The following is a 22,623-nucleotide window of genomic DNA, read 5'->3' on the forward strand; positions in this document are numbered from 1 at the left end:
AGCCGCGCCGCCCGCACTGGCGGACAGGCCGTCACTGCACTAACATTCCAACCGGACCACTCCATGGGGGCGGGTCACAGAAACTTGAGGACCAAGTCGTTTTTATTGAAAGGGAGGAACGTGTAAAACAGTATTTGCTAAGGGAAATAGGATTCCATCTGCAACAAATTAAATCGCTGGTCGGATCAGGCGTCGACTTACCACATGCAATGTTAGAGTTGTCGTCGGTAGTCGACCTAAAGTTAGCCCGGCGTAAGCTTGACATAATGACATTGGAGGACGAGCTAGAAAAAATCTGGGAGATAAAGATGCGAATGCGGGGCCAATGGCCTATCGATTGGGCTGGTTGGCAATTCGAATTATATATGGCCCAAAAAGGCGAAACACTTTTGCAAATGCCGGATAGCCAAGACACTTAGGTAGCAAACCTTCCTGTCTGGAGTTGGGCCATTTCAGGCGGGAAAGCATGTGGCCACGGTGAGAGGACTGAGCAGAGCCCGAGGGATTTTCACCACGTTTGGGTCCAGCCGGGACGCTTCAAAGTTGGAGGTCCATCGTTTGGCGCGCACAACCGCAAGAGCATCGCTGAAGGTCAGGTGAGATTTTGCATTCCAAGCGGCTTGTCGTGATTTTCAGCCATCGTTGCGAACCTCTCCCGCCCACAATGTCACCAGTGCAAACAACCCCAGCAGTGCCGGCGTGGTGCGGGCGATCGCCTGATCCGACCACTGGCGCTGCGTCTCGAAGCCGAGATGCTGGCGCATTTCCGCAAACGTCACCTCGACAGACCAGCGCCGCACGAACCAGGTGAGCACTTCACCTGGATCCGCTACCAGATCTGTGCACAAAAGAGCCTGTGGCTCAAACTCGCCCGTAACATCCCTCACCAGCACGCAGCGGATCGGCGCACTGTTGCGCGGGTGGTACCAGAGCGCCGTGCCGGAGGTGATCGGAAGCTGCCGATCCTGTCCTCCGGACCAGTTTGCGATGGTCACCCGCTGTCACCGGGTCCTAGGGTTGTTCAGCCGCTGCGCCAAGGTGGGCCGACGAGCGCCCGAGACCCGCGGCTGGCCCTTTTGCCTGGGCTGGCGTGCCGGAGGCGGATCGAACAGGCGCGCATCAAGCCGCAAGCGAGTGATCACCGTCAGGTGCCTCCGCACCGCTTGAAGCAGTTCGATGGTCGCGTAACTCATATCGGCTACAACAATAGCCCGGTGCTCGGGCGGCCAGCGGGTCACCTGGATCAGCATCTGGCCCGCCCAATCGGTCAACAGCTTGTGCCGATGCCCCCTCACGCAGGCATAACGTTCCGAGGGGCCAGGACGATCAGGAACGGTAGAGCCAACACGCGACCGGCCTAGGGGTAAAAAACACGTCCTGGCTGATCCGGAGTTCCTCGCCCTGCCGGCCAGCCGCAGAGCATGTAATAAGCCGCATGGTTCTAGTCCTCGATGTCTGCGGTCAGCAGACGCACGAGCTCGCCCTGCCCATATGCCTCCATGTTGAACTGATCGGCAGCTTCTTCCGGGTCATCCGGCATAGGCTCATTTGGAAGGCACGTTTCCCAGTTCTCAGCAACATGCTTGTCCCTGCAGGCGAGTGCTGCAGCCATTGAGGTAAAGACACGAGCCCGCTCGACTTCGCCGTCACCATAGGAGACGACAACGTAGAGGAGGGGTGCCGGTTGAGAGCGCCCCTCGAGGTCGCCCACCAATCAAGACCAGTGGCAAGCCTTGCAGCGGGCATCGTGTCCATCATTCCAGTGGTGATCATGATCAGGGGTCGTCCCGTCCGGATCTGAACCATCCTCCGTCAGGGAGGTCCAGATCAGTGCCCGGATGGACACGTGATGAGGTGATCCGCAGGAGGGGCACTCATAGCCATACTGGTTGCCGACTTCAGACTCACAACTGTCCATCTGTTGCCCCTTTACCCCAGACCGGGTCCGGTAATGCCAACCAGCTGCTCAGGTCATGGACCTTGCCGACCCAGCCACAGTCTGGACGTCTGGTGCGAGTTTCATCGTTGCCCTGTGGAGGGGCAAAATCACCCCACTCATCGTGATCAGGGCGCGAGGTAATACCACGTCCTCATGAGAGCGACTCGTCGCAGTCCCAGATGCCCTGAGATGTGATTCAACATGGCAAGCAGGGAGGTTTGCCATGTCCATTCCCGTCGCCCTCCAGTCTGATTACGATCCTGTTTGCCTGCGTCAGTTTGCCCGCCGGAGCAAGGATGCGCCGCAGACCCGCCGCTTGCTGGCCCTGGCAGTGATTTCCGAGGGTGGCTCGCGCACCCAAGCGGCCGAGATGGGCGGGGTCAGTCTGCAGACCGTGCGTGACTGGGTCCTGCGCTTCAATGCTCACGGTCCCGATGGGCTCCTGGACGGGAAAGCACCAGGGCAGCCCTCGATCTTAAGCGACGAACATCGTTCGCGGTTGAGTGAGCTGATTGAGAGCGGTCCGATTCCAGCAGTGCATGGGGTGGTACGCTGGCGCCTGGCCGACCTGATGCAGTGGCTCTGGGAGGAGTACCGGTTTCGGATCTCCAAGCAGACGCTCAGCCGTGAACTGCGGGCCCTGACTTTCCGTAAGCTCTCGGCCCGACCGCGCCATCATGAAAAGAGCGAAGCAGCCGTGGCGGTTATTAAAAAGACTTTCCCACGTGTCTGGAGGAGATCGCGAAGGGCAAAGCCGATGGAGGCCCTGTAGAGATCTGGTTTGCCGACGTGGCACGGATCGGCCAGAAGAACAAGATCACCCGCCGCTGGGCCAGGCGCGGCACGCGTCCCTCAGCGCCACGCGATCTGCGGACTGCATCTGCTTACATCTTCGGAGCAATCTGCCCGGCTGAAGGCAAGGGAGCCGGCCTCGTGCTGCCGCGCTGCATGACCGAGGCCATGACCCTGCATCTGGCCGAGATCGCGCAGGCTGTGGCGCCTGGCGCGCATGCCGTGGTGTTGCTCGACCAGGCGGGCTGGCATGTCTCCTGTAAACTGAAGGTCCCGCCCAACATCACCTTGGTGCCATTGCCGGCAAAAGCGCCTGAGTTGAATCCGGTCGAGAACATCTGGCAGTTCATGAGAGAGAACTGGATCTCCAACCGGATCTTCACGTCCTATGCCGACATTCTCGATCACTGCTGTGAAGCCTGGAATAAGCAGATCGATCAGCCTTGGACCATCATGTCCATCGGCTTGCGCGACTGGGCGCATCAATGATGATTAACGAGACTTGGTATAAGTCGGGACAAAGCCGGGTGTTTATCCTGACCACATCCTGGGCGCGCGTAGCTGGGCGTTACCGTGAAACTCATCGGGCGACCTCGAAAGCGCCGACGACGCCATCCGGTCCATGATGGGCAGGCACAGCCCAGATTCCGGCAGGCTCCAGAAGGTCGGCCTCTTTGTTCCCGTAGTACTCAATAAAGATTGCAGCGGCACGATCAGGTGTATCGGCTCGTACGAACAGGTCGAGCCTCTCGCCACTGCTCGCACGGGCCGTGACCAGGAACAAGTGGGTTCGGTCAGCGGCCGGAGAGATGCTGGAGCGGCCGACAGGTGATGTCGCTTCAGGCCTACTGATCGTGCGGAGCGCGGCAGCCAGGAGGAAGCATTCTTCCGCTGCTTTGAGAACCTCTGGTGCGTCCTGATTCAGGGTACCGGTTGCAACCTGCTCGACAAGCTCCCAGCGCTCGTCCCATTCGGCGTACATGGCCGCAAAGGAGCGCCAGTCGTGAAACTCCGCCTGGTTCTCGAGGCCATCATACCAGAGCCGCAGATGTGGAAACTGCTCCTTCAGAAGCAAGACCATATCAACGGTCTTGATCATCTCGTCGGTGGTCGAATGGGTGTGATTTAGTATACCCGGTAGTCCAACCTGAAGCTGCACCGCAGAGTACCTATTAACCTCGCCTGTGGGCGTATAGTCGCCGATCGCGACGATCGGTCGGACCGCAATGTATTCGCAGCTTCGGAAAGGGGAGTGGACGCGCGCCGGCGCATCCATCCTGCCGGTGGAGGTTGTTGTCATGTTGAATTCCTATTGTTCAGATGAGATCACCCGGGTCAGCGTATGGCTGACGCAGGTCGGTTCTTTGCGCCGTATGAATGCGGACGCGCTCCCGGTTCACGCGGCGATGCTGGTCGGGAGATCATCTCTCGTCAGGAAGCGGATCGTCTCTTGGCGAAGATGGGACGCGTAATCGACGAAGCTCGTCTGCAGAGCGCCCAAATCAGCAAGATTGAGCGGAGTTGAGCGGAATGCTGCATGGGCGGCCCATTCCCAAAGCTCATCCTCTGGAGTATCGACGAGCAGGTAGGCCACTTCGAGGCGGAATTCCCGATCGGGGTCCTCGCCGGCCAGCGTGCTCCCAAGGTGCATCCGGAAGTCGATTGCAACCAAAGCCATGAGCTTGCGGTCGATCTTGTAATAGCAACGGCCATCACGTTCGAGGAACCTGAGGTTCGCTGCGCTCTGGATGATGTCCTCTAAGTGATGGGGGGCGCCATTGTCCTCAGACCAAGGCTCATCATTATCATGCCAGTCGCAGTAGCGATCGATATCGAACGAAAAGTTGAGACGTCGCGCAACCCTTGGTTCGAGCTGCAGGCATAGGTCTGTCCAAAACTCTCCAAAGTTGATCTCAAGAAGATCATTGCTGCCCACGCTCCCGCGGGCGAAGTTCTCGGGCTGCAAGAAATTGGTGAGAGCTCTACGCAAGGCCTCATGGATTGCCGGGTCGTGATTCGTCCCAAGTAGGAAGGCGATCTCGCGGGTGATTGCTCCCAAGGCTCCAGTAAAGGTACCCTCTGATACGAGGCCGACGATGGCGAAGTTCGCGGTTCCCTCGGTTGTGACCATATGACCTGTCAGGCCCGGGAACTCTCTTGCGAGAGCCACGAAAATCTGCTGCGGGAAGCACCAAGCTGTATCGAAGCAAAACTCGATGTGGGTTGGCGATGACTCGAGGATGTGCAATGCCGTCGAGTTCGAGGGCGTACCCCAGTTCCTGCTCCTCCAGACAAACCATTCGTGAAGCCCGAAAGGCTGCTCTGACGCCGGTGGCTTGTAAGGAAGCGGGCTTGCGAGTGTCTGTCGGATTTCATCCGGCATTGCGACAAGGGATTCGAAGTCAAAGCCGACGTCCTGTGCGCCTTGAGCCGTGTCAGAGATCATCCGGAAGCAGGTCTGACGGAACCGCTCAATCTCGTCCGACGGGCCCGAAAGGATAGCTCGAGTAAACGCCCAATCTGTCATGAATGTAACTCCTGTAAATCGTTGGTTAGGTGCAATAGTGGGACTCTAAGAAACTCCATTCCTGTGTTGCAATATTTTTATACTGGGATCAGGAGGAGCGTTAAACTGCCCCATTCAACCCGGTTCCGGTTTGCCCGCTCGGTTCGGCGGCTTTGCTACAGCTCCTGAAGGTGCAGTCGGTCTGTGACGACGTCTGGTCTCCTGTGCTGTCGGACGACAGATGATCATCATGAGCTTGGATAGAAGCGATCAATGGTCGCCAGCGCGATCGTATTCTGTTCAATCGCTGATGGCAGGAGGGAAAGGTTCAGGCGTCCAGAGTTATGTCCGAAGGTACATCATGCGAATCGGCCCAGGTAAGAACGAACCGATAATTGCTCCCAGCCCGACAGCAGATGGTAATCATAGATCGGAAGGCTGAGCAGATGCATGCCGACGGCTCCAGCCGCTGATGTGCCCGAGGTTCGGTTGAAACTCCTACTGAGATTGGCTTTCCCGGATCGCGGGCCGATCATGCCGGAGAGGCGCGCACATCCATCGAAACGTGAGTCGAATTGACTCAATAAATCGATTTGACCGCGTCCGTGCAGATTGGCATGTTGCGCAGCGCTTGGACGCGGCTGTACCTTTGCAGCGGCCAGGCCGGCTTTCTAAAATCAACACAGCAATACGGCTGGCTGACGCTGGGGAAACCTGGCGGCAGTCAGCCTGTGCTATCGCTATACCACCTGTTGGATTGGGTCCGATGAAGACTAACGAATCTGGCGCTGTTGAAGGGGCCCAGACGGAGGATCTCCGTACAGCCATTCTTAAGCGGCTTACCGAGAACGACATTGCTGAGGCTCACATTGAGTTCGATGGATACGGCGACGAAGGCCAAGTTCAAGACATCTCTGGGACGAAGGCGGATGGCACACCTGGGTCTCTTGACTGGCCTTGCGATATTCCGGGCAAAGTGAAGCAGACCGTGGGCGGAACTCCGGGTGGAGGGACAGGTACAACTGGCGCCATGGAAGAGAGCCGTTCCATGACCATGCGCGAACTGCTTGATGATTGGGCCTATGAGCTCCTTGAAAGTGTTGGTGTTGACTGGATCAATGAAGATGGGGGCTACGGCGAGGTTATCATCATTCCCTCTGAAGATGTGGTCCGATGCGAGATGAACGTCCGGATCACGGATTCCGAATACAGTGAGCACGAGCTCTGACCATGGCAGATAGTTATCATCATGCCGTCTCGAGCTCCCGCCGTTGGGGAGGGGAGCCAGCGGATTACCTAGCGATCCATCAGTGGTTTGACGAGAGCAAACGGATCACATGCGACTTCCGTCATCGTGCGCTGCGCCATCATGCGGAAGGCATTGCACTATGTGTCGACATCTTTGGACCAACAATCACGACCAGCTTGGGACGCGAGGTTCCCACACGCTGGATTGCGGAGCAGCATGTCAAAGAAGATTTCGGGCGCGTTTCGTCGTTCATTAACTGGGTGCGGGCCATTAAGCCCGAACCATGGATGGGGCGGGTTGCCATGACGTCCGAAGATTTGATTGCGTTTGCCAGGAGTGGTCAGCCTGCCGGAGTCACAGGACCTATGACGCATAATGGTCTGGGGTCCAATCCAGATGGAACTCAAGCAGGGCCGGAACAGGATCGTTGACGGGGGTGAGGCTGATGACCAAAGTTAAGCCTGATGACCGTCGGGGTAACTCTGAGCAGGTGACTTGCCCCGCATGCGGTTCCAGTCGTCACATAGCTGTCTATGCGCTGATGTGGTCGATGCAGACCCCAGATGGCGGGGATCCTACTCATCCCGATGTTCCTTGGGGCGGCGAGGAGTGGCCCGATGGTACGCCAGCTCAGTGCATGCAGTGTGGTTGGAAGGGTGAGAATACCGATCTTTCCTCCCCCTACGATGATGAAGAGGTGGGTGAAGGGGAGGGGATCTCAAACGCGTAGACCAGTCCAAGCTCGCTGCTTCAGTCAATATCGGCCTTATAGTGACGGCAGTAATGCAAACGCTAGCGCTATGGCAGCTCCAGAGTTTGTGGATTGGTGCTAGAGGCTCAGATATAGAGCCAGAGCGCCTGGCGCTCTCGCTGCTGGCTCTGAAACACGACCGCACCCTGTGCTGCCGTGATTTCATGCGCCAGCGGGACGAACCAAAGTTCCCTTGAGAGATCTTGTTGTTCTGATCTCGCTTTGGGATGTCGCTCATCTCCCCCCCACCTACAAACGAGGCCGCATGTAGGTGGGAAGAGATGTGCTGCTGATGTCCTGATCTGCGCTCCGGTCATAGCCTGTCTCGTAGCGACGTTCCCTTTCTACGGGGTGCAGGTGGTTGCCAGGTGCCTGCTTGTAGCCGCCCTCTCTCAATCTGGACCGTGCCGGCCCTGTGATTCAACGGTTATGGATTTGTATCCAAGCTCATGCACCTCGCACGAGAAGACGGGTGCATGTGGACAGAGCCTGATACGCAAGGCACACCTGTCCTCTGTCTTAGTGAGTGCCTTTTTGCAATACCCCGCCGAATGGGCGGCTATTGCCGAGCAGCCGCTTTCCACCCTTCCCCGTCGCTTGCAGGGCCTGCTGGGTGCTCGGCGCGGTCGGTCGCCCTCCACGCTCTCCCGGTCGGACGGCTGAGGTAATCAGCCTATGTGTCCCGGTGCCAACGCTGTGGGGCGGAGCACCCCATTACTCCTGAGCGAACTATGATGAGGTGGGTTGTCAACCCGCCTCATGTATTTATCAAGCGAGGCCAGTTGCGGTCGCCAAGGTTCAGAAAACGCTAGTTCTGCAGCTAGGCTGCGAGGCTGTCGGCCTCTTGGGCTTGACGCAGGAAGGCAAGGACGTCCCGTCGCAGTTGGAGGGTGTAGCTTACAAAGCTTGCCTTGAGCGTGCTCAACTCTGCAAGGTTCAGATGAACGCCGGTGCGGTAGAAAGCATGCGCTGCCCACTCCCAGCACTCATTGGGGTGAACCTGATCAAAGATTCGTTCAGCCGACTGTCGAGAATCCCGCTCAATTTCCATGTCGATCATTGATGAGCCGATGGTTCCCTGAATGTGGTAACAGAGGCTTTCGATCACCTGTCGATCAATCTTGGAAAATGTGCGTCCATTGCTGTTCAGAAATGTACGGACCTCTTGAGACCGCACGATATCTTCCAAGGGACGAAGATCATCGCTGTCGTCGTCTTCGAACTCTGCTGGGAACTGGGACGAGGCTACGTCATGCCACTCGATAAACCGCTCGGCGTCAAACGTGAACTCAAGGCGCCTGACCATGTCCGGCGGAAGGTGCCTTGCAAGTCTTTCCCAGAGGCCATTGCCGGGCGGACAATGGTCCCTGCCAACAGTGTCTTTGCCGATGAACTCCGATATGGTGGCTCCGATTGCTTCACCTATCGACGGGTTCCAAGAGCGGTGCGCGGCAATAAACGCTATTTCTCGTGTCAGGGCGTCGGACACCACGTTGAATTTGCCGTCGGCGAATGATGCAATAGCAACCCACTCCTCTCCCCATTCCGTTGCAACCACACGACCTGACAGCAGAGGAAAGGCTTTGGAAAGTGCTTCGAAGATTGGCGTCGGCAACGCCCAAGGAGTGGTGAAGCCAAATTCGAAGGTGGATGGTGTCAGAGCTATTTGACGAAACGCGGATGAGTTCCACTTGACGCCCCAGTTGTCACATCGCCAGTCGTACCAGCTTTCGTAGCCGGTTGCCTGTATGGCTTGCTGCCTTGCTTCTTCCGACCGGTCCTGGAGTGTCGCCTTCGCAGCTGCAGGCATTGGTAGAAGCGATCCGAAATCGAAGCCGATCGGTTGCCCATCCTCATCGGTGATTGGACGGATGCAAGCCTTGCGGAAGGCGGCAATATGCTCGGAAGCACCTGACAGATGTACTCTAGTGTGAACCCAATTTGGCATAAGTCATTTCCTTGAATTGCTGTGGTAGTATGCAATGAAGGAAGGCTATGGGATCTCGCGTTGTGACTGCAATATTTTCAGGAGTGTCATAACGGGCATAGTCTGGTCTGCCGGGTTGCGTCGGAGCCGTGAGAGCGGGCGGGGCGGTGGAATGTTCAGTACGCCGCTCTCAAAGCTGCTTCCGGTGACCCCACGGCTTATGGCTGCTTCGTCGAACCGGAGGAGGCACGAGTGAGAGTGCGGGTGGCAAGGTGAATCAGGAGATCCAAAGGCTGCGTAGTCGCGGCTGCCCATCAACGGGGGCAACAAGCGGACGAATGAACAAGGATGATGCAATACTGCACTGCTTCAGCGGGTTCCGGGAAACGCTGACCGGATCTCCACGATGATGTTATCGCCACCTCGTTCGTGAGATACAGTGAACCGAAGCCTTGATTGCTGAAGTGCTCGAGGAACTGCCACGCACCTGTAAGATGCTGTTTTTTAATTTTGATCTCTGCAGATCTCAGCTGATAGGTACTGAGGACGAGACACGGGCCGCTTGCTTTTAGGCCCAGTTACGTTTGCTACCGGCGCTAGACGCTCTCGCTCACTGTTCATGTGAGTTCAGTCGGCACATTTTTACGCACTTTTTAGGTGATACATGAAGAACATTGGATTTTGCGCTGTCTATTTCGAAGATCAGGGAAAATATACCCGTTGGGCCATTCAGGATGAATGGAAGCATGTTGGTGAATTTACGCGAGCACGGGTTGCTCAAGTGGTGAGCGATCAGATTGCTGCTGGCATTGTGAGGCCGGGAGATAGCCGTGACGACCTAGTGCGGGAAATGCTAGTGGACCTTGTCGTTGAGGCTGCAACGCAGATGGATAGGAAGCTTATTCCTTGTCGCAGTTTCGCTTTGATGCAGCACATGGGCTGGCCGTGTTTTATGATCGAGACGGGCGCGTCGAGTGGAAGCAGCATCCGCCCGATCGAGAGCGCCTCGTGGCAAGAGGCGGGCCGACTGATTGACCAGCTCGAAGGGTCAGCGGGTGACTCCTTCGTGCGGGTCCGGAGGAAAGGCGATCGAGTTGTCGTGCTGTCTCGTGACGGCGGCCGTCCCGCCGGTCTTCCGACCGGGACGCTGACAGGACAGCTGGCGGCCCTGGAGAAGCATCTGCAGAACTCAGACCCAAGGATCCCGAAGGGACTAAAGCCCTTCCTCAACCGCTCAATCCCTAAAATTTGGCACAAGTTCTGAGCCGCTTCTGATGGGCCGTTCTCTAACGGGAAAATCCAACTGGGCCAGTTTCTACCTTTTGATCTCTCACCATGTGACTGTCTGATCTTCCTCCTCGATGATCCGGGCAGCATGGATGGGGAGCCATCTGCCCGAGCCGGCAGGAGGCGAACGGCGCCAGATCCTCATCCAAGGGGTGGTGATGAGGGGATCCGAAGCGGAGAGGCTGTGGCCGCACAGCTTCTCCGCAAAGGCCTCAACCCTGTGGGTGAAAGTGCCCTGAGCGTACACCTCGGCGGTTGTGGCGACAAAGGTCTCTTGAGAGCGATCATTTCGACTTCGCCAAGCTCCTATGGGCGCAGCGGCCTTGCCGTCAGCCGCAAGGAGCCTTCTCCCTCGCTTACCTTCGGCTGATCCAAATTGAGGTCGCCAAGCTTCCAGGATTGCAGCACCACAGTGGTGTCACCAATCGCCTTCGGCTTCACGCCGCCCTCAGCAATACGCTCGATGGTCAGAGCCTTGCCGCTCCAGTCCAGCAGGAGGCGGTCGTCCGACGTGAAGCCTGCCTGATCCCACAGCTCCCGCGGGAGGCGGATGGAGGTGTAGAACCGGTCTGGCCGCTTGGCATCCGCAATCGACTTCACCACGATCGGCGTGGCGGCCGTCTTGCGCCTCTTGTCCTGAGGCTGCTTCGGACGCTTTATCTGCCTCAACTGCTCTTTGGCCTTGGAGACCACCATGGGCTCTGGCTCTGAGCTGATGTCCAGATCCTGCAGTCCCGCGGGTTTAGCCTCTCGCGTGAGCGACGCTCCAGTGCCGGTGGCATCTTCTGCTGGAGATGATGAGCCCGAGGTCGACCGGATTGCGGTGACAACATCTCGAAGACTGCCGGAGATTCCTTCGGCGGAGTGGATGACCAGAGGTGCTAGACCTGCGATGGCCTCAATCTGCTGGCCGCCAAGGGCCACCAGCTTGCTTACTTGCTCGGCCAAGACCTCCATGGTCGATCGGAGCCACTTCAGATCTGCGGCCATTCCCGTCAGGACTTGTTCCACCTCGTGTGGCAGGGCAGGAGCTGGTGCGGCTTGCTGGGGTACATCTGACGCGGGCAGGCGAGGGGTTTGCACAGGTTTGGGACGGAAAACCTCCGCAGCAAGCGCCTCGGGTTTGCCTAAGTGGCGGGCCAGGATATCTGCCGTATCCCGAGACCGCTTGTCTGCTGGGGCTGTAGGCCTGCTTGAGCGGTTGGCAGCCTCTGGCGATCGATGGCGCTGAACCTCGTTGCTCGGGCGAGGCGGCTGAGCCTCTCGGGGCGTCGCTAGGCAAGCCGGACACAGATCATAGGCCCGATCGCGTCCGAGAAGCCAGCCGCGGTCCTTGAAGTAGCCTTTGACGAGATCATCACCCACAGACTTGCTGGATTCGTAGGTGTCTGTCCTCTTGCAGCCAGAGCATCGGGCGGTGAAACGGTACTTGGAGGGGGCTCCACCAGTACGGGTGGTCTGCGGCTCGAACTGACGTGCGGCGCCCGGCATTGTGCTTGTCCTATGACGATTTTGAGGAGCTTTCTGAAAGGCGTGCACGATGATCGCTCTCGGCGGCCTTCAGGAAAGCTATGAGGGAGAACTGAGGAAGCACCTAACGCGTTTGCTGCGGACTTCCAAGATGCTGCGGTGTAGCAATGCGCTGCAGTCTTAAGAAGCTCCACAGCAACCAGCGCTCCTACGCTAGCGGCAGCGTGCATTTGAACATAGCAGATTGCGTGAAACTTTAATTTCGTCATTTCAGAAGTAAGATGGTAGGTTTCAGCACATGCAGAAGAGAACGACTCTCGACGTTCAGAGAAATCGTATGCTCTGAGTCTGTATTTTCCCATAAGATGATTTTTGTTCTGAATTTTAAGAAACGTTTATTCTAAGTAGTTGATCCATGAAATTCGATTTTATTAACAGTGATATTTTCAATGATGCAGTTATCTCTCCTGATGCTTCCAATTGGCTCGAATCAGATGACATCGCTGACGATGACTTGTGTAGCAGCCTCAGGAGGCAAGAATGGCTCGATGATGGGCTCCTACTACCCGATGATTTTTCTGAAGCTGTCGACATTTACTTGAGCCACGGGAGCGGTGCAGGCCGGCGCTTCCTTGTACGGGAGGTGTGGTGATGTCGAAGAGCAATCGTCTCAAACCAGACCCGACGAGCCGTAACGTGCTCAAGGAATTGTCACAGAAGGGAATACTCAGTCGCGAGAAAGTTGGGATCAGGAACATCATGCGTGCTGAAACTCGTGCATTCGAACCAGTAGGCTACAGCCATTACTGGTTCCGTGATGCCTGGGAGCGACTGCCCAACTTTCATCCCAACGCACCTCAGGTAACCGCATGGGTCGACTACAATGAGCAACGCGCCGAGATCACAGCGACTTACGGTGATCAAGGGTGGTACGGTACACCTTACGACCTGTCGTCGATCTTCCCTGCCAACGAGCTGGCGGACAAGCTTCTGCGTCAACCCAGTACGAAGCCTGGCAGGGGCATGAATGTTGGAGTGTCTTGCTACGGAGACGCTGTTCTCGTTACGGATATCCGGATGCACTGGATCTTCTCGAACTGGAAAGCTGACGCTGAGGAAATAGAGTTATTCGATGCAATGTTGAGCACCCCACGTCAGATCCTCACATCGGGGTATAGACCAGTGATCTTTTTCCACGAGGAGCCTAACCACGTTGACCTTGTCGCGTTGAAAATGCGCTGGTTTTAGCAACGCGTAAGCTGGCGACTATTGGATTGGAGATGATCATTTTCGCTCACACCGAGATGGCAAGACAGTATGTCTCCCCAACCTATGGAGCTTCTGATGGTACAGTTCAGGACTCTGAACCACAACACACGTAGACTCGGCTAGATCGCACGTTCCCAAGAAAAAGCGGCAAGCCTGGGATCAGCCGCGAATGCCGTAGGCTCGAATTGGATGGCAAGGCGAGGGCTCTCGCAGACGGCTTGGACGCCCCGCCTTGTCACTCGTATGTGCCAGCTCTGGCGCATGACAGGTTCAGTCTGATCAAACACGCTGCAACTCAACCATGAGAGCACGACACCACCGTTTGAGCAACGAACCGACGTCGAGCGGATCCCTGTTGCCCCAGCGGCGCGTGCGAGATCAGCAAAGGCCTGTGTTGCGCTGTAGTCATTCAGGTGGGCGAGGGTTGGATCTGTGGCTCCTGTGATATCGATCACGCAATCCGTGGAGATGGAGGCAGCAAAAGCGGTATACTCGGCAAATCCCTGAGGGATCTTCATGTCTGGGGATTCGGCGAAGAACAGAACCCGGTAGAAGGCCATTTCGGCAATCGCTGTTTCCACCCTTTCCGTAGAATAGAACGCACCCTCCCGTTGGCCTGCTCGCCGGAAGCGCGAGCCGTACTTGGGAACGTACCGAAAGGGCGTGTAGAGGAGAGGGTGAAGATGCTGGCATTCACGTGGGACGGGCGGCTTGGTGGCATCGAGCAGTTCCTCAAGCCGGGCCTGCTCGTCTAAGGTGTCTACGAGAGGGAACGTGGCAATAACGTACTGAGACTCCACGACGCGCCAGCACTGGCCCCTGAAGGGCCGGAACTCAGATCGGAGCGCGTCGGGAGTCGAGATAGTCGATGACATGCACAAGTCCGGAGATTGACTGAGCGGCGTTGATGGGGCGCACGTCCAGAGCGGTGTTGTGGCTGTTCAGCCAAGAGGCCGCGGCCGCTGTGTCACCCCCGACAATGGCGTCCAAGGAGCGGTAGAGCCGGACAAAGAGGAGAGAAAGCTCGAAGGCATTGCGGTCGCGGTCCAAAGCAAAGTCGCCGGTTTTCATCCGGGACACCGTAGCTTCGGAGACGCCAATGATGGCGGCGAGCACGCGGCCAGGGATGCCCAGCCGCTCGGCCGCATGGATGGCAGCTTTTGCGACGATTGCGCCATCGCGAGGCTGCGACGCGGCAGTTGCATGTAGGGCCATAAGGGTCTCCTTTCTGTAGAAAGATATGACAATAAATATTTCTGTAAAGAGAAAAGTTCCCTTTGAGCAGGCATCCTCGCTGTGCGACGGGTGGCGCTGGAGCCTAAGTGGGCCGAACATCTGTTTTATGACATTATATTATATATAAAGGTGGATTGAACAGCTAGCAACTGAGCAGCCGCCTGGTACAGCCATTGCCGTAGGAATGACGTTGAAATGAATGCCGCTATCCCCGGCATGATCGTAGGTCATGCTCGCAATTATCTCGCGAGCATTTGTGTGGTGCGTGGCATCTCCGTGAGTTCGACTTCATGCCGGAGACGACGAGAATTCTGGCAAGGCTGACGTGATACTGAATCTTCAGCCGAACGCCAGCTTGAACCTCAACTGGTCTTGGGCTGTCTCGAAGATGAACACAGCTGTACACGGCATGCGCAGCCGGTTCTTGATCGTGAACTTTACGCGAGGATAGTGGCGCTTATCCACTAGATGAGGGGTAATCAACTCGCAGCGAACATTGATGCCGAAATGAGCGCACTTGGCCAGGATCTCCTCGACATTATCAATGTAGGGGCGGTTGCGTGTCAGCGGCACGACGAAGTGGAACTGACCGACAGATTTGCCGCAATTGTCCTGGGCAATGTGAAGAGCAAGCATGGTCTCATCGGGTCCGAGACCGTTCAGATTCAAAGGCATAGCGCATCGCTCCCAAAATGGGTCATATGATCCGCACGATGCGTTGGGCTTTTCTCTCCGAGCGGACGTTTTGTGGAGAGGATAACCACGGGCTCTTTAAGATGGAATGTCCCCCGCAGTTCTTCTTGTACCTTTTGTGCGCGGCGGGCCTCAACTACTCTTTGGTGTGAGTCAAAGAACAGCCCAATGGCACGATTCTGGCAGGTGAGGGGAGCCACTTGGTGGTGAAAGGCTTCTTCGGTTGGGAGGTCTTGGTCGAGGTCTGCTGTGAGCGCCTCGGGGCCTGAGAGAACGAACTCCGGTCCCGCTCATGTACTCCTCAAACGCCTGCGCCATCCAGACCAGCGTGCTTCGAATAGAACTTGGTCATCGGATGTATGCGGCCGATCTTGAGGCGGCGCTGCACCACATCTGAGCGATGAACAATATATTCCCGCAGATCTGTCACCCGTGCAGTTTTTTGGCAGTTCAAGCTTTTACGCCTGAGATCCGGAACAATGGTTCCCCTGGGCCTGCGTATGACAGCGTCTGTGATCCGAGTGGTGAGTGTGTGGCCACCTTCAGGCCCAAGGAGGGCGAGGGCTGTTAGACGCTTGTAGATCTCCTGCCTATGTTGGTGGGCTTGGTGGCGCTGGCCAGTTCCAGTAGCAGGCGGCACTAGGCCGCCGCATGGCCCCGGCTGACCCCGATTAGTAGTTCGGCCAGGCGTTCGGCCTTAGCCGCCTCGAGGTTCCTGGCATTCAGCGTCTTCCGTGAGGTCCCGTCGCATCCCGAGCGCGTCCAAGGCTCCCATTTATGTAATTTGCGCGATCCGGTTTAATGCTGGGTGAGTTGATCGCCGCATAACTCCCAACGCAGCACTAAAATCGACTATAACATTTTATAGTGAATGCCTTTAGACAGGAGGGCTCCGGCTGGTGCTGTAGCTGCTTTGATCCGAACTGTTCGTTAGAGTGGTCGTGCTGGCTGCTGGTCTTCCTGCTGGGGAGGAGAGACATTCAGCTTGAGAAGAACCTCGTAGACGGCGCGAGGATCGCAATCGTTCTCGGGGGCTGCGCATTGGTCAGCGGACCAGATGAAGTCATCGCAATGAGATGCTCTGCCCAAATGCGGTGCTTCAGTACATTGGGAATAGGCTTGTTGAACGAGTGGGGTGACATCGGCAGGACGGGATGCCTCCTGCGGCCATGACTGCGTGAGCTTCTGGTGCGCGAGGATGAGAGAGGCTGGGCCTCCCAGGACGGCGATCGCTATGAAGCCATGACGGATCTTTCGCATCGGCGTACCTCGGACCTTTATGGTTAAGGCGAAGTTAACCGATGCCTCTGGAAATGGAAGCACGTAACATCCTAGCGCGGCTGGCATCATTGATTAGGAAGCGAACCCATGGCCAAACACCCTGAGCAAGAGGACGAACAACCTGAAACTGACGGGAAGGCGAGCACGCCCCAGCTGGATCGATTGGAGAGGCTAGCCAACGCAGCTGCCACCGCCGCACAGGCGAAGCAATGGCGGGCGCGCAAGAATGGCCTGCAGCAGCAAGAGGAGGCGTCAGAAGTACGCAACCTCAGCCATGACGACGAAGCCAGAGCTCGGGCGGAGGAAGCGATGCGGCAAATGATGGCCAAGCCCCAAAGCAAACGGCGTGGGTACTGACGATCTTGCAATCGTCAGTCAAAGCTACCTCGGCGATCTGAGTGGCGGGGCGGGTTAAGAGATTGCTAGTCGTTGCTTGCCATGGTCCCGCCACCTTGCCGATGCAGATGGCAGACAAGCGTAACATCGGAGTTTCACAATGACAGAGGCCAAAGCAGCCAAGAAGCCGAACCCGGCGCTGATGAAGCCACTGCAGCCCTCGAACGAACTCGCGGCGGTGGTCGGCTCTTCCCCGCTGCCGCGCACTGAAGTTGTGAGCAAGGTGTGGGAGTACATCAAGGCCAACAATCTCCAGAACCCCGAGAATAAGCGGGAGATTTTAGCGGATGACAAGCTCCAGGCTGTCTTCGGCGGCAAGAGCAAGGTCAGCATGTTCGAGATGAACAAGCACTTTGCGCAGCATCTCTCCTGAGCGGGCGCAACAACAGGCCCGCCCCGCCAGCGTTCCGGCGGGGCGGGTGTCGCTTCAACCATCCGGTTTACGGCTTCTGGCTAGACCGCCTCCTTAAGCTCCTTGGCGGGTCGGAAGGCGATCTTCTTCGATGCTTTGATCTTGATGGGCTCGCCGGTCTGCGGGTTGCGGCCCATGCGGGCAGCCCGCTTGCGCACCTGCAGGATGCCGAGGCCGCTCAGGCGGATCTTATCGCCCTTCTTCAGGCTCTTGGCGATCATCTCGATCACCTGCGTCAGCATCTCGTTGGCCTGGCGCTTGGGCACCTCATGCGCTATCGACAGCTGCTCGGCAATGTGGCGCAGGGTCAGGATCGGGCTGGCTGACGTGCCAGTGGACTTCTTCGCGACCTTGGAGGCTGCTTTAGCGGCCGTCCTGGATGCCGTGGTCTTCGCTGACTTCTTAGCTGCTGTGCCGGCAGTTCCTACCGCCTTAGCCGATGTTGACTTCGATATGGCCGCTTTGCGGGCCGGCGCCTTCTTGGTTGCTGCTTTCGCCATTGGTGAGACCCTCCTGATGAACTGTAGATCTAGCAGTCACTCGGTCGGAAAAGTACTTGCCGCCCAAGATTGAAATCACCAGACCATCACTTCCTCAATATCCATACCAGAATGAGTTAACAGGATCTTGGGACCGCAAACAATCTGTGACTGATTGCTCGCTATGACTAAACGGACAAGCCACTCCTGTGGTGAGTAGGGTAGGGGGCTGAGTTCCGCCGCACAAGTTTGGCTGATGCGGAACCCGAGCGTGGATCAGGCCGCAAGGAAGAGCTCGTTCTGTCGCCAAGCGGCGCAGGCTCGTCTTCCGTTCGGGCGTGCGGTCGAGATGCGCTCCTGGAAGCGTGCTTGGGCTTCCCTGAGCAGACGGCGCTTTCGAACAAGCGGCTGAGACGCCCTTGTGGTGTCGTTCACCACAGCGGCAGCCGCCGCGTATAGATCAGCTGTTGCGGCATCCAGGCCTGGATCTCGCTCAAACAGAACAACCAGGCTTGTCAGGTGCTGCCTGAGGAGTGTCTGCAATTCACAAAGATAGGGCTGATCTCCTCCGAACTCGATGGTGTTCAGGGTTGGGGCGATCAACGCCAACTTCTCCTCAATCGCATCGGTGAACCGTTTATCTGCCATGAGCAACCGTCTCCAGGTAGCAGGAAGCCCGCCCAGCCCTTGCGTCATGTGAGAGCATGCGCTTGCATGGTTAACCAACGGTTTCAAACGATCGGGTAAAGCAACACGGCAACCACGTGCCGCCAGTGCATGCAATGTGCTCTGGCCCGCTTATCTCAGCAGCGCTTATTGTATCAGGCGTTGACGCTCATCGGGAGCAGAGTAGGATGGTGGCGCGGTGTTGCAACCGGCATCGCACACGCCCTAGCTGGAGTTTGGAAGAGGCTTCAGTTGGGGCGTTCTCATTTCGACAGGTCGAGATGTTGCCACAGATTGGGGTGAGGGGACTGGCTCCACAAGGGCAAGTGGAACCGGAAAACCTGCAGTCCGCTGGGCAGTGGATAATGGGATGCGATCGTGGTCCTGAGACTTAGCTTGCCAACTTGAGGGGTTGCGGCTCGCGCAGCATGTAGCCACGGCCCCAGACCGTCTCGATGTAGTTCCTGCCGCCTGAGGCCTCCGCGAGCTTCCTGCGCAGCTTGCAGATGAACACGTCGATGATCTTGATCGCAGGTTCATCCATACCGCTATACAGATGATTGAGGAGCATCTCTTTGGTGAGCGTGCTCCCCTGGCGCTGAGCCAGAAACGCCAGGATCTTGTACTCCGTGCCGGTCAGGTTCACCGGGCGTCCTCCGACCTCAGCCTGTTGAGCCCGAGGTCTGATCGTCAGATCGCCGCATTGGAGCACCGCTTCGGCCTGGTCGGACGAGCGGCGGATGATGGCCTGCATGCGGGCAATGAGTTCGTCCTTGTGAAACGGCTTGGTGAGATAATCATCGGCACCATAGCCCAGGCCTCTGACCTTGTTCTGGATACCGTCCAAGCCTGAGAGGATCAGGACGGGCGTGCTCACCTTGGCAAGCCGCAGCTGTCGCAGGACCTCATAGCCTGACATGTCCGGGAGGTTGAGGTCGAGCAGGATGATGTCGTAGTCGGGGAGCCGGCCGAGATCGATGCCATGCTCGCCCAGATCGGCCACGGAGATCCGGACATTGAGGCGCTGCAGCATGAGCTCAATGCTCTGAGTGACAGAGATGTCATCCTCGATCAGCAACACCCGCATCGCACCACCTCCCAAAGACCTCAGCCACTGTGAGGGAAGTATGCTCAACGAGGCGTTAACGCTGGCGGTACGGTGACGCTTTCCCTGCACCGACCCTTGTCTCAAGGTTCAGTGGACTTAGCCGGCTAAACAAATTCGCATAAGGATAATTTTGACAAGAAGTTTGTAACCAGTGCCGTGACAAGGTCCTCTCACAGGAGGATCTCATGCGCGCCAACCTACGGCTGGCCCAGCTCTGGCTCGATGCTCTGGCAACGGAGCTCGGAGCATCTGCCGGTACCATCGACACCTACACCGACGATCTCAACTGCTATCTCGCTTGGCTGAGCGAGAAGAGCCTTGGGTTGGACGATGTTGGGCTTGAGCAGGTCCGGGACTATATCGCCGATCTCGATCAACGCGGCTATGCTGGATCGACCATTGCCCGCCGCATCACAGTGGCACGCGGCTTGCACAAGTTCCTGATCGCGGAGGAGCTCGGCTCCCGCGATCCCACATCCAATCTGTCGACCATGCGCCGGCCCCGGAAGCTGCCCTTCGTTCTGTCGATCACAGAGACGGAGTCGCTCCTGGAGACGGCTCATGGGCTTGCGGCCGATCCCTCCGTGGGACTGTACCGACAGGCCGGTTATGCCCGGCGGGCGGCTCTGTTCGAGACGCTCTATGCTTCGGGCATGCGCATCAGCGAGGCGCTGTCGCTGCCCGCGGATGCCGCGCCTCCTGGTACCCGCATGCTGCTGGTGCGCGGCAAGGGCGACAAGCAGCGGCTCGTACCCTTGCACGAGCGTGCCATTGCAGCCATCGCCCAGTGGCAAAAGCTGGCCCGCGCCTATTCCGGCGGAGCGCCCTCTCCGTGGCTGTTCCACTCGGTGCGCAACGGCACCAAGGCTTTGACGCGACAAGCTGCCCTGCTTGAGATCAAGGAAGCCGCCGTAGCGGCAGGACTGGCCAGTTCCGACCGGGTCTCCCCTCATGTCCTGCGGCATGCTTTTGCCACCCACATGCACTCAGGCGGTACCGATCTGCGCGTGCTGCAGGAGCTACTCGGCCATGCGGGGATTGAGACCACCCAGATCTATACGCATCTCGACACCTCCCGTCTCCACCAGATGGTCCGCGACCTCCATCCGCTCAATGCTGAAAATATTGCGGATTAAGCATGCAGATCGAGTAGGAGTAGGCTCACGCTCGTCCTTCAAACCGCCTGTGACCCGTGATGAAACCTGATCTCTTCTCCAAGGCCCAGGAGCAGCGTCCCAAGCCGCTTGCCGCCGAGATCCGCCCGCAAACCCTCGACGAGCTCATCGGGCAGCAGCATATCCTGGGACCGAACGGGCCGCTGCGGCGGCGCGTCCGAGCCGGCCGTCTCGGCACTGTCATTCTCTTTGGCCCGCCAGGGGTTGGTAAAACCACGATTGCCCGGGCGATCGGCCAGGAGATGAAGAAGGAGTTCCGCTCTCTTCATCCGGCCAGCAGCAATGTCTCTGACATCAAGGCTGTGGCTCAGGAGGCTCAGGCCAAGGACATCCTGGTGTTCATCGACGAGATCCACCGATTCAGCAGCGCACAGCAGGACTATCTCCTCGATCTGACCGAAACTGGCACCTTCGACCTAATTGCGGCGACCACTGGCAACCCCTATCACGTGCTCACCCCTGCCCTCGTCTCCCGTGCCTCTATCTTCCAGCTGGAGCCGCACTCACTGGAGGATCTACAGCAGGTGGTGGAGCGGGCGGTAGGCTTCCTTGCTAGCCACAAGGATTTGCACGTTCGCCTCGAGGCTGATGCGATGAAGCAGCTCATCGGACGGGCCGGAGGAGACGCCCGCCGCGTGTTGAATGCCCTCGAGACACTGGTGCTCGGATCGGAGCCTGGATCAACCATCGCGATTACCGGAGCCATGGTGGAGGAGGTCTACCAAGCCTCACCTCTCCCCTTCGACCGCAAGGGTGACTATCACTACGACACGATCTCAGCCTTCATCAAAGCGATGCGCGGGTCAGATCCGGACGCCACCCTGTACTGGCTGGCGCGCCTGATCTATTCCGGTGAGGATCCTCGCTTCATCGCCCGGCGCATTCTCATCCATGCCTCGGAGGATGTGGGCCTCGCCGACAACACAGCCCTGCAGACTGCCGCGGCCGCTCTTACGGCTGTCCAGCATGTCGGCTATCCGGAAGCCCAGATCGTGTTGGCGCATGCAGCCTTGCACATCGCACGGGCGCCGAAGTCTAACTCGGCCTGCCGCGGCATCGGTGTGGCGATGGCCTATGTCAAATCGCAGCCGATGATTCCGGTTCCGCCGCACCTGCGGGACGGGCACTATGCCGGAGCGGCCAAGCTGGGCCACGTTGGTTACCAGTTCCCGCATGATGATCCGCGTGGCTGGGTTGAGCAGACCTACGCTCCCGGCATCCAGCCCGGCCAGTTCTATCAGAGCGATGGTCGGGGCAGTCCGACGTTTGAGGCACGGGCTGATGCTTGGTGGGAGCGCGTCACCGGTCAGCCGCAGCCACAGCAATGGCAGGAAGGGTCCGGCAGCAGTTGAGCAGAAACCTGGGATAGGACCACTCTTGCCCCTGCACGGTGGGAGAGATGCAATACAGTGGCGAAACGAGATGAGCGCTGAACCTTTCGAAACCATTCCGGCCTGGCGGATCGCACGATTGAGGACAGCCTTGCGCGATGCCGAGCAGCGCGGCGCGGCCCCGGATGATGAGGGGCACGATATCTCCCATCGCGCCCTCCAGCGTCGCTTCGCTTTGGCTCGAGCACGCGCGACGCATGGGCCAGAACAGGCCTCGAGGCCAAAGACCACGCGGAAAGGCCGCAGGTTTCCGCACCTGAAGCTGGTTATCATTTGGCGAGCCATCCTGAGCTGTCGCTCCCCGGCTTGGAGGCCGGGCGACAGGGCACCGTTTGGCAGCATTCGCAGGGCGCACGACCAAGCTGATGCAGCGTGCCGGGAAGCTGGCCTGGCGCCGCCGCGCTATCGCACCGTCTATGTCCTGTGGCATCGCGGCGTCCCACCGGCGGATGTCGCTGCAGCGTTGCGAGGTGAGTATGAAAATCCGCCGGGGTAACGAACTTACCAGGCAGCGGGATGAAGTGAAGTAGTTTGGACTTAATCTGACAGACGGTGTCGTTAAGCTGAGGCATGAGCCGAGGCCGGGCGCGGAGTGG

Annotated in this window: 23 protein-coding genes and 1 pseudogene; 10 read left to right on the top strand and 14 right to left on the bottom strand. The window is 58.0% G+C overall.

Annotated elements, in window-relative coordinates:
* A partial coding sequence (locus ILT44_RS26920) for a hypothetical protein (protein ID WP_204242687.1) occupies positions 1-419 on the top strand: 419 nt, incomplete at its 5' end.
* A gap of 213 nt (positions 420-632) precedes the next feature.
* Here the strand turns inward: ILT44_RS26920 and ILT44_RS26925 are convergent.
* Genes ILT44_RS26925 through ILT44_RS26935 form a run of 3 tightly spaced genes read right to left on the bottom strand, consistent with a single transcriptional unit; the run spans position 633 to position 1,711 of the window.
* On the bottom strand, positions 633-995 hold the full coding sequence (locus ILT44_RS26925; RefSeq protein WP_204242688.1) for a hypothetical protein: 363 nt from the start codon (positions 993-995) through the stop codon (positions 633-635).
* Positions 996-1,001: 6 nt separating this feature from the next.
* Positions 1,002-1,493 carry a transposase gene (locus ILT44_RS26930; protein WP_204242709.1) on the bottom strand — a complete coding sequence of 164 codons (492 nt, stop codon included), beginning with the start codon at positions 1,491-1,493 and terminating at the stop codon, positions 1,002-1,004.
* Positions 1,442-1,711, bottom strand: coding sequence for a hypothetical protein (locus tag ILT44_RS26935; RefSeq protein ID WP_204242689.1), 270 nt, complete (start codon positions 1,709-1,711; stop codon positions 1,442-1,444). Before ILT44_RS26935 ends, ILT44_RS26930 begins: the two co-directional genes overlap by 52 nt.
* A 451-nt stretch (positions 1,712-2,162) precedes the next feature.
* Here ILT44_RS26935 and ILT44_RS26940 point away from each other — a divergent pair.
* A protein-coding gene (locus tag ILT44_RS26940) for an IS630 family transposase (protein ID WP_239468573.1) occupies positions 2,163-3,220 on the top strand; the annotation gives its coding sequence in 2 pieces (ribosomal slippage) (positions 2,163-2,697 and positions 2,697-3,220; 1,059 coding nt in all).
* Positions 3,221-3,311: 91 nt separating this feature from the next.
* Here the strand turns inward: ILT44_RS26940 and ILT44_RS26945 are convergent.
* Together ILT44_RS26945 and ILT44_RS26950 are read right to left on the bottom strand one after the other, a co-directional pair.
* Positions 3,312-4,031 carry a hypothetical protein gene (locus ILT44_RS26945; protein ID WP_204242691.1) on the bottom strand — a complete coding sequence of 240 codons (720 nt, stop codon included), beginning with the start codon at positions 4,029-4,031 and terminating at the stop codon, positions 3,312-3,314.
* 96 nt (positions 4,032-4,127) lie between these two features.
* The gene (locus ILT44_RS26950; protein ID WP_204242692.1) at positions 4,128-4,901 is read right to left on the bottom strand and encodes a hypothetical protein; all 774 of its coding nucleotides are present in this window, start codon (positions 4,899-4,901) and stop codon (positions 4,128-4,130) included.
* A gap of 1,102 nt (positions 4,902-6,003) precedes the next feature.
* On the opposite strand from ILT44_RS26950, the gene ILT44_RS26955 reads away from it, so the two are divergent.
* Both ILT44_RS26955 and ILT44_RS26960 read left to right on the top strand, forming a co-directional pair.
* Positions 6,004-6,465, top strand: coding sequence for a DUF6878 family protein (locus ILT44_RS26955; RefSeq protein WP_204242693.1), 462 nt, complete (start codon positions 6,004-6,006; stop codon positions 6,463-6,465).
* Positions 6,466-6,467: 2 nt separating this feature from the next.
* On the top strand, positions 6,468-6,917 hold the full coding sequence (locus tag ILT44_RS26960) for a DUF6915 family protein (RefSeq protein WP_204242694.1): 450 nt from the start codon (positions 6,468-6,470) through the stop codon (positions 6,915-6,917).
* Positions 6,918-8,057: 1,140 nt separating this feature from the next.
* Here the strand turns inward: ILT44_RS26960 and ILT44_RS26965 are convergent.
* Positions 8,058-9,185, bottom strand: a complete 1,128-nt coding sequence (locus ILT44_RS26965; protein WP_204242695.1) for a hypothetical protein — start codon at positions 9,183-9,185, stop codon at positions 8,058-8,060.
* Between the two features lie 643 nt (positions 9,186-9,828).
* Between ILT44_RS26965 and ILT44_RS26970 the strand changes: the two genes are divergently transcribed.
* Entirely contained in the window at positions 9,829-10,428 is a 600-nt protein-coding gene (locus ILT44_RS26970) for a hypothetical protein (protein WP_204242696.1), read from the top strand.
* Between the two features lie 329 nt (positions 10,429-10,757).
* On the opposite strand, the gene ILT44_RS26975 is transcribed toward ILT44_RS26970, so the two are convergent.
* The gene (locus ILT44_RS26975; RefSeq protein ID WP_204242697.1) at positions 10,758-11,441 is read right to left on the bottom strand and encodes a hypothetical protein; all 684 of its coding nucleotides are present in this window, start codon (positions 11,439-11,441) and stop codon (positions 10,758-10,760) included.
* 1,131 nt (positions 11,442-12,572) lie between these two features.
* On the opposite strand from ILT44_RS26975, the gene ILT44_RS26980 reads away from it, so the two are divergent.
* The gene (locus ILT44_RS26980; RefSeq protein ID WP_204242698.1) at positions 12,573-13,169 is read left to right on the top strand and encodes a hypothetical protein; all 597 of its coding nucleotides are present in this window, start codon (positions 12,573-12,575) and stop codon (positions 13,167-13,169) included.
* 140 nt (positions 13,170-13,309) lie between these two features.
* Here ILT44_RS26980 and ILT44_RS26985 read toward each other — a convergent pair whose 3' ends face one another.
* From ILT44_RS26985 to ILT44_RS32020, 4 genes and pseudogenes are all read right to left on the bottom strand, one after another.
* Complete coding sequence (locus ILT44_RS26985) at positions 13,310-14,065, bottom strand: RES family NAD+ phosphorylase (RefSeq protein ID WP_204242699.1); 756 nt, start codon at positions 14,063-14,065, stop codon at positions 13,310-13,312.
* Positions 14,025-14,405 carry an MbcA/ParS/Xre antitoxin family protein gene (locus ILT44_RS26990; protein WP_204242700.1) on the bottom strand — a complete coding sequence of 127 codons (381 nt, stop codon included), beginning with the start codon at positions 14,403-14,405 and terminating at the stop codon, positions 14,025-14,027. Before ILT44_RS26990 ends, ILT44_RS26985 begins: the two co-directional genes overlap by 41 nt.
* Before the next feature lie 360 nt (positions 14,406-14,765).
* Complete coding sequence (locus ILT44_RS26995) at positions 14,766-15,101, bottom strand: hypothetical protein (RefSeq protein ID WP_204242701.1); 336 nt, start codon at positions 15,099-15,101, stop codon at positions 14,766-14,768.
* Positions 15,102-15,767: 666 nt separating this feature from the next.
* A pseudogene (locus ILT44_RS32020) lies at positions 15,768-15,845 on the bottom strand (hypothetical protein); the annotation flags it as partial.
* 642 nt (positions 15,846-16,487) lie between these two features.
* Here ILT44_RS32020 and ILT44_RS27000 point away from each other — a divergent pair.
* Both ILT44_RS27000 and ILT44_RS27005 read left to right on the top strand, forming a co-directional pair.
* Positions 16,488-16,757, top strand: coding sequence for a hypothetical protein (locus ILT44_RS27000; RefSeq protein WP_204242702.1), 270 nt, complete (start codon positions 16,488-16,490; stop codon positions 16,755-16,757).
* Between the two features lie 139 nt (positions 16,758-16,896).
* Positions 16,897-17,169 (top strand): SWIB/MDM2 domain-containing protein, encoded by a 273-nt coding sequence (locus ILT44_RS27005; protein ID WP_204242703.1) that lies wholly within the window; start codon positions 16,897-16,899, stop codon positions 17,167-17,169.
* A gap of 80 nt (positions 17,170-17,249) precedes the next feature.
* Here ILT44_RS27005 and ILT44_RS31230 read toward each other — a convergent pair whose 3' ends face one another.
* The 3 genes from ILT44_RS31230 to ILT44_RS27020 all read right to left on the bottom strand — a co-directional run bounded on the left by ILT44_RS31230 (position 17,250) and on the right by ILT44_RS27020 (position 19,440).
* The gene (locus tag ILT44_RS31230; RefSeq protein WP_204242704.1) at positions 17,250-17,708 is read right to left on the bottom strand and encodes an HU family DNA-binding protein; all 459 of its coding nucleotides are present in this window, start codon (positions 17,706-17,708) and stop codon (positions 17,250-17,252) included.
* A 255-nt stretch (positions 17,709-17,963) separates the two neighbouring features.
* A complete protein-coding gene (locus ILT44_RS27015) occupies positions 17,964-18,335 on the bottom strand; it encodes a hypothetical protein (RefSeq protein WP_204242705.1) in 372 nt (123 codons plus the stop codon).
* 409 nt (positions 18,336-18,744) lie between these two features.
* Positions 18,745-19,440, bottom strand: coding sequence for a response regulator transcription factor (locus ILT44_RS27020; protein ID WP_204242706.1), 696 nt, complete (start codon positions 19,438-19,440; stop codon positions 18,745-18,747).
* A gap of 206 nt (positions 19,441-19,646) precedes the next feature.
* Between ILT44_RS27020 and ILT44_RS27025 the strand changes: the two genes are divergently transcribed.
* Positions 19,647-20,597: a tyrosine recombinase gene (locus ILT44_RS27025; RefSeq protein ID WP_204242707.1), complete on the top strand. Its 951-nt coding sequence runs from the start codon at positions 19,647-19,649 to the stop codon at positions 20,595-20,597.
* Positions 20,598-20,656: 59 nt separating this feature from the next.
* The gene (locus ILT44_RS27030; RefSeq protein ID WP_204242708.1) at positions 20,657-21,988 is read left to right on the top strand and encodes a replication-associated recombination protein A; all 1,332 of its coding nucleotides are present in this window, start codon (positions 20,657-20,659) and stop codon (positions 21,986-21,988) included.
* Positions 21,989-22,623: the final 635 nt, after the last annotated feature.

It is taken from the genome of Microvirga arvi (assembly GCF_016892765.1).
GTDB classification, from domain to species: domain Bacteria; phylum Pseudomonadota; class Alphaproteobacteria; order Rhizobiales; family Beijerinckiaceae; genus Microvirga; species Microvirga arvi.

Coding starts and splice junctions, on each gene's coding strand:
- ILT44_RS31230 (WP_204242704.1), bottom strand. CDS start 17,708: ATGGCGAAAGCAGCAACCAAGAAGGCGCCGGCCCGCAAAGCGGCCATA.
- ILT44_RS26970 (WP_204242696.1), top strand. CDS start 9,829: ATGAAGAACATTGGATTTTGCGCTGTCTATTTCGAAGATCAGGGAAAA.
- ILT44_RS26990 (WP_204242700.1), bottom strand. CDS start 14,405: ATGGCCCTACATGCAACTGCCGCGTCGCAGCCTCGCGATGGCGCAATC.
- ILT44_RS27000 (WP_204242702.1), top strand. CDS start 16,488: ATGGCCAAACACCCTGAGCAAGAGGACGAACAACCTGAAACTGACGGG.
- ILT44_RS27015 (WP_204242705.1), bottom strand. CDS start 18,335: ATGGCAGATAAACGGTTCACCGATGCGATTGAGGAGAAGTTGGCGTTG.
- ILT44_RS26955 (WP_204242693.1), top strand. CDS start 6,004: ATGAAGACTAACGAATCTGGCGCTGTTGAAGGGGCCCAGACGGAGGAT.
- ILT44_RS27025 (WP_204242707.1), top strand. CDS start 19,647: ATGCGCGCCAACCTACGGCTGGCCCAGCTCTGGCTCGATGCTCTGGCA.
- ILT44_RS27030 (WP_204242708.1), top strand. CDS start 20,657: ATGAAACCTGATCTCTTCTCCAAGGCCCAGGAGCAGCGTCCCAAGCCG.
- ILT44_RS26995 (WP_204242701.1), bottom strand. CDS start 15,101: ATGCCTTTGAATCTGAACGGTCTCGGACCCGATGAGACCATGCTTGCT.
- ILT44_RS26945 (WP_204242691.1), bottom strand. CDS start 4,031: ATGACAACAACCTCCACCGGCAGGATGGATGCGCCGGCGCGCGTCCAC.
- ILT44_RS26980 (WP_204242698.1), top strand. CDS start 12,573: ATGTCGAAGAGCAATCGTCTCAAACCAGACCCGACGAGCCGTAACGTG.
- ILT44_RS27020 (WP_204242706.1), bottom strand. CDS start 19,440: ATGCGGGTGTTGCTGATCGAGGATGACATCTCTGTCACTCAGAGCATT.
- ILT44_RS26965 (WP_204242695.1), bottom strand. CDS start 9,185: ATGCCAAATTGGGTTCACACTAGAGTACATCTGTCAGGTGCTTCCGAG.
- ILT44_RS26975 (WP_204242697.1), bottom strand. CDS start 11,441: ATGGCCGCAGATCTGAAGTGGCTCCGATCGACCATGGAGGTCTTGGCC.
- ILT44_RS26985 (WP_204242699.1), bottom strand. CDS start 14,065: ATGTCATCGACTATCTCGACTCCCGACGCGCTCCGATCTGAGTTCCGG.
- ILT44_RS26960 (WP_204242694.1), top strand. CDS start 6,468: ATGGCAGATAGTTATCATCATGCCGTCTCGAGCTCCCGCCGTTGGGGA.
- ILT44_RS27005 (WP_204242703.1), top strand. CDS start 16,897: ATGACAGAGGCCAAAGCAGCCAAGAAGCCGAACCCGGCGCTGATGAAG.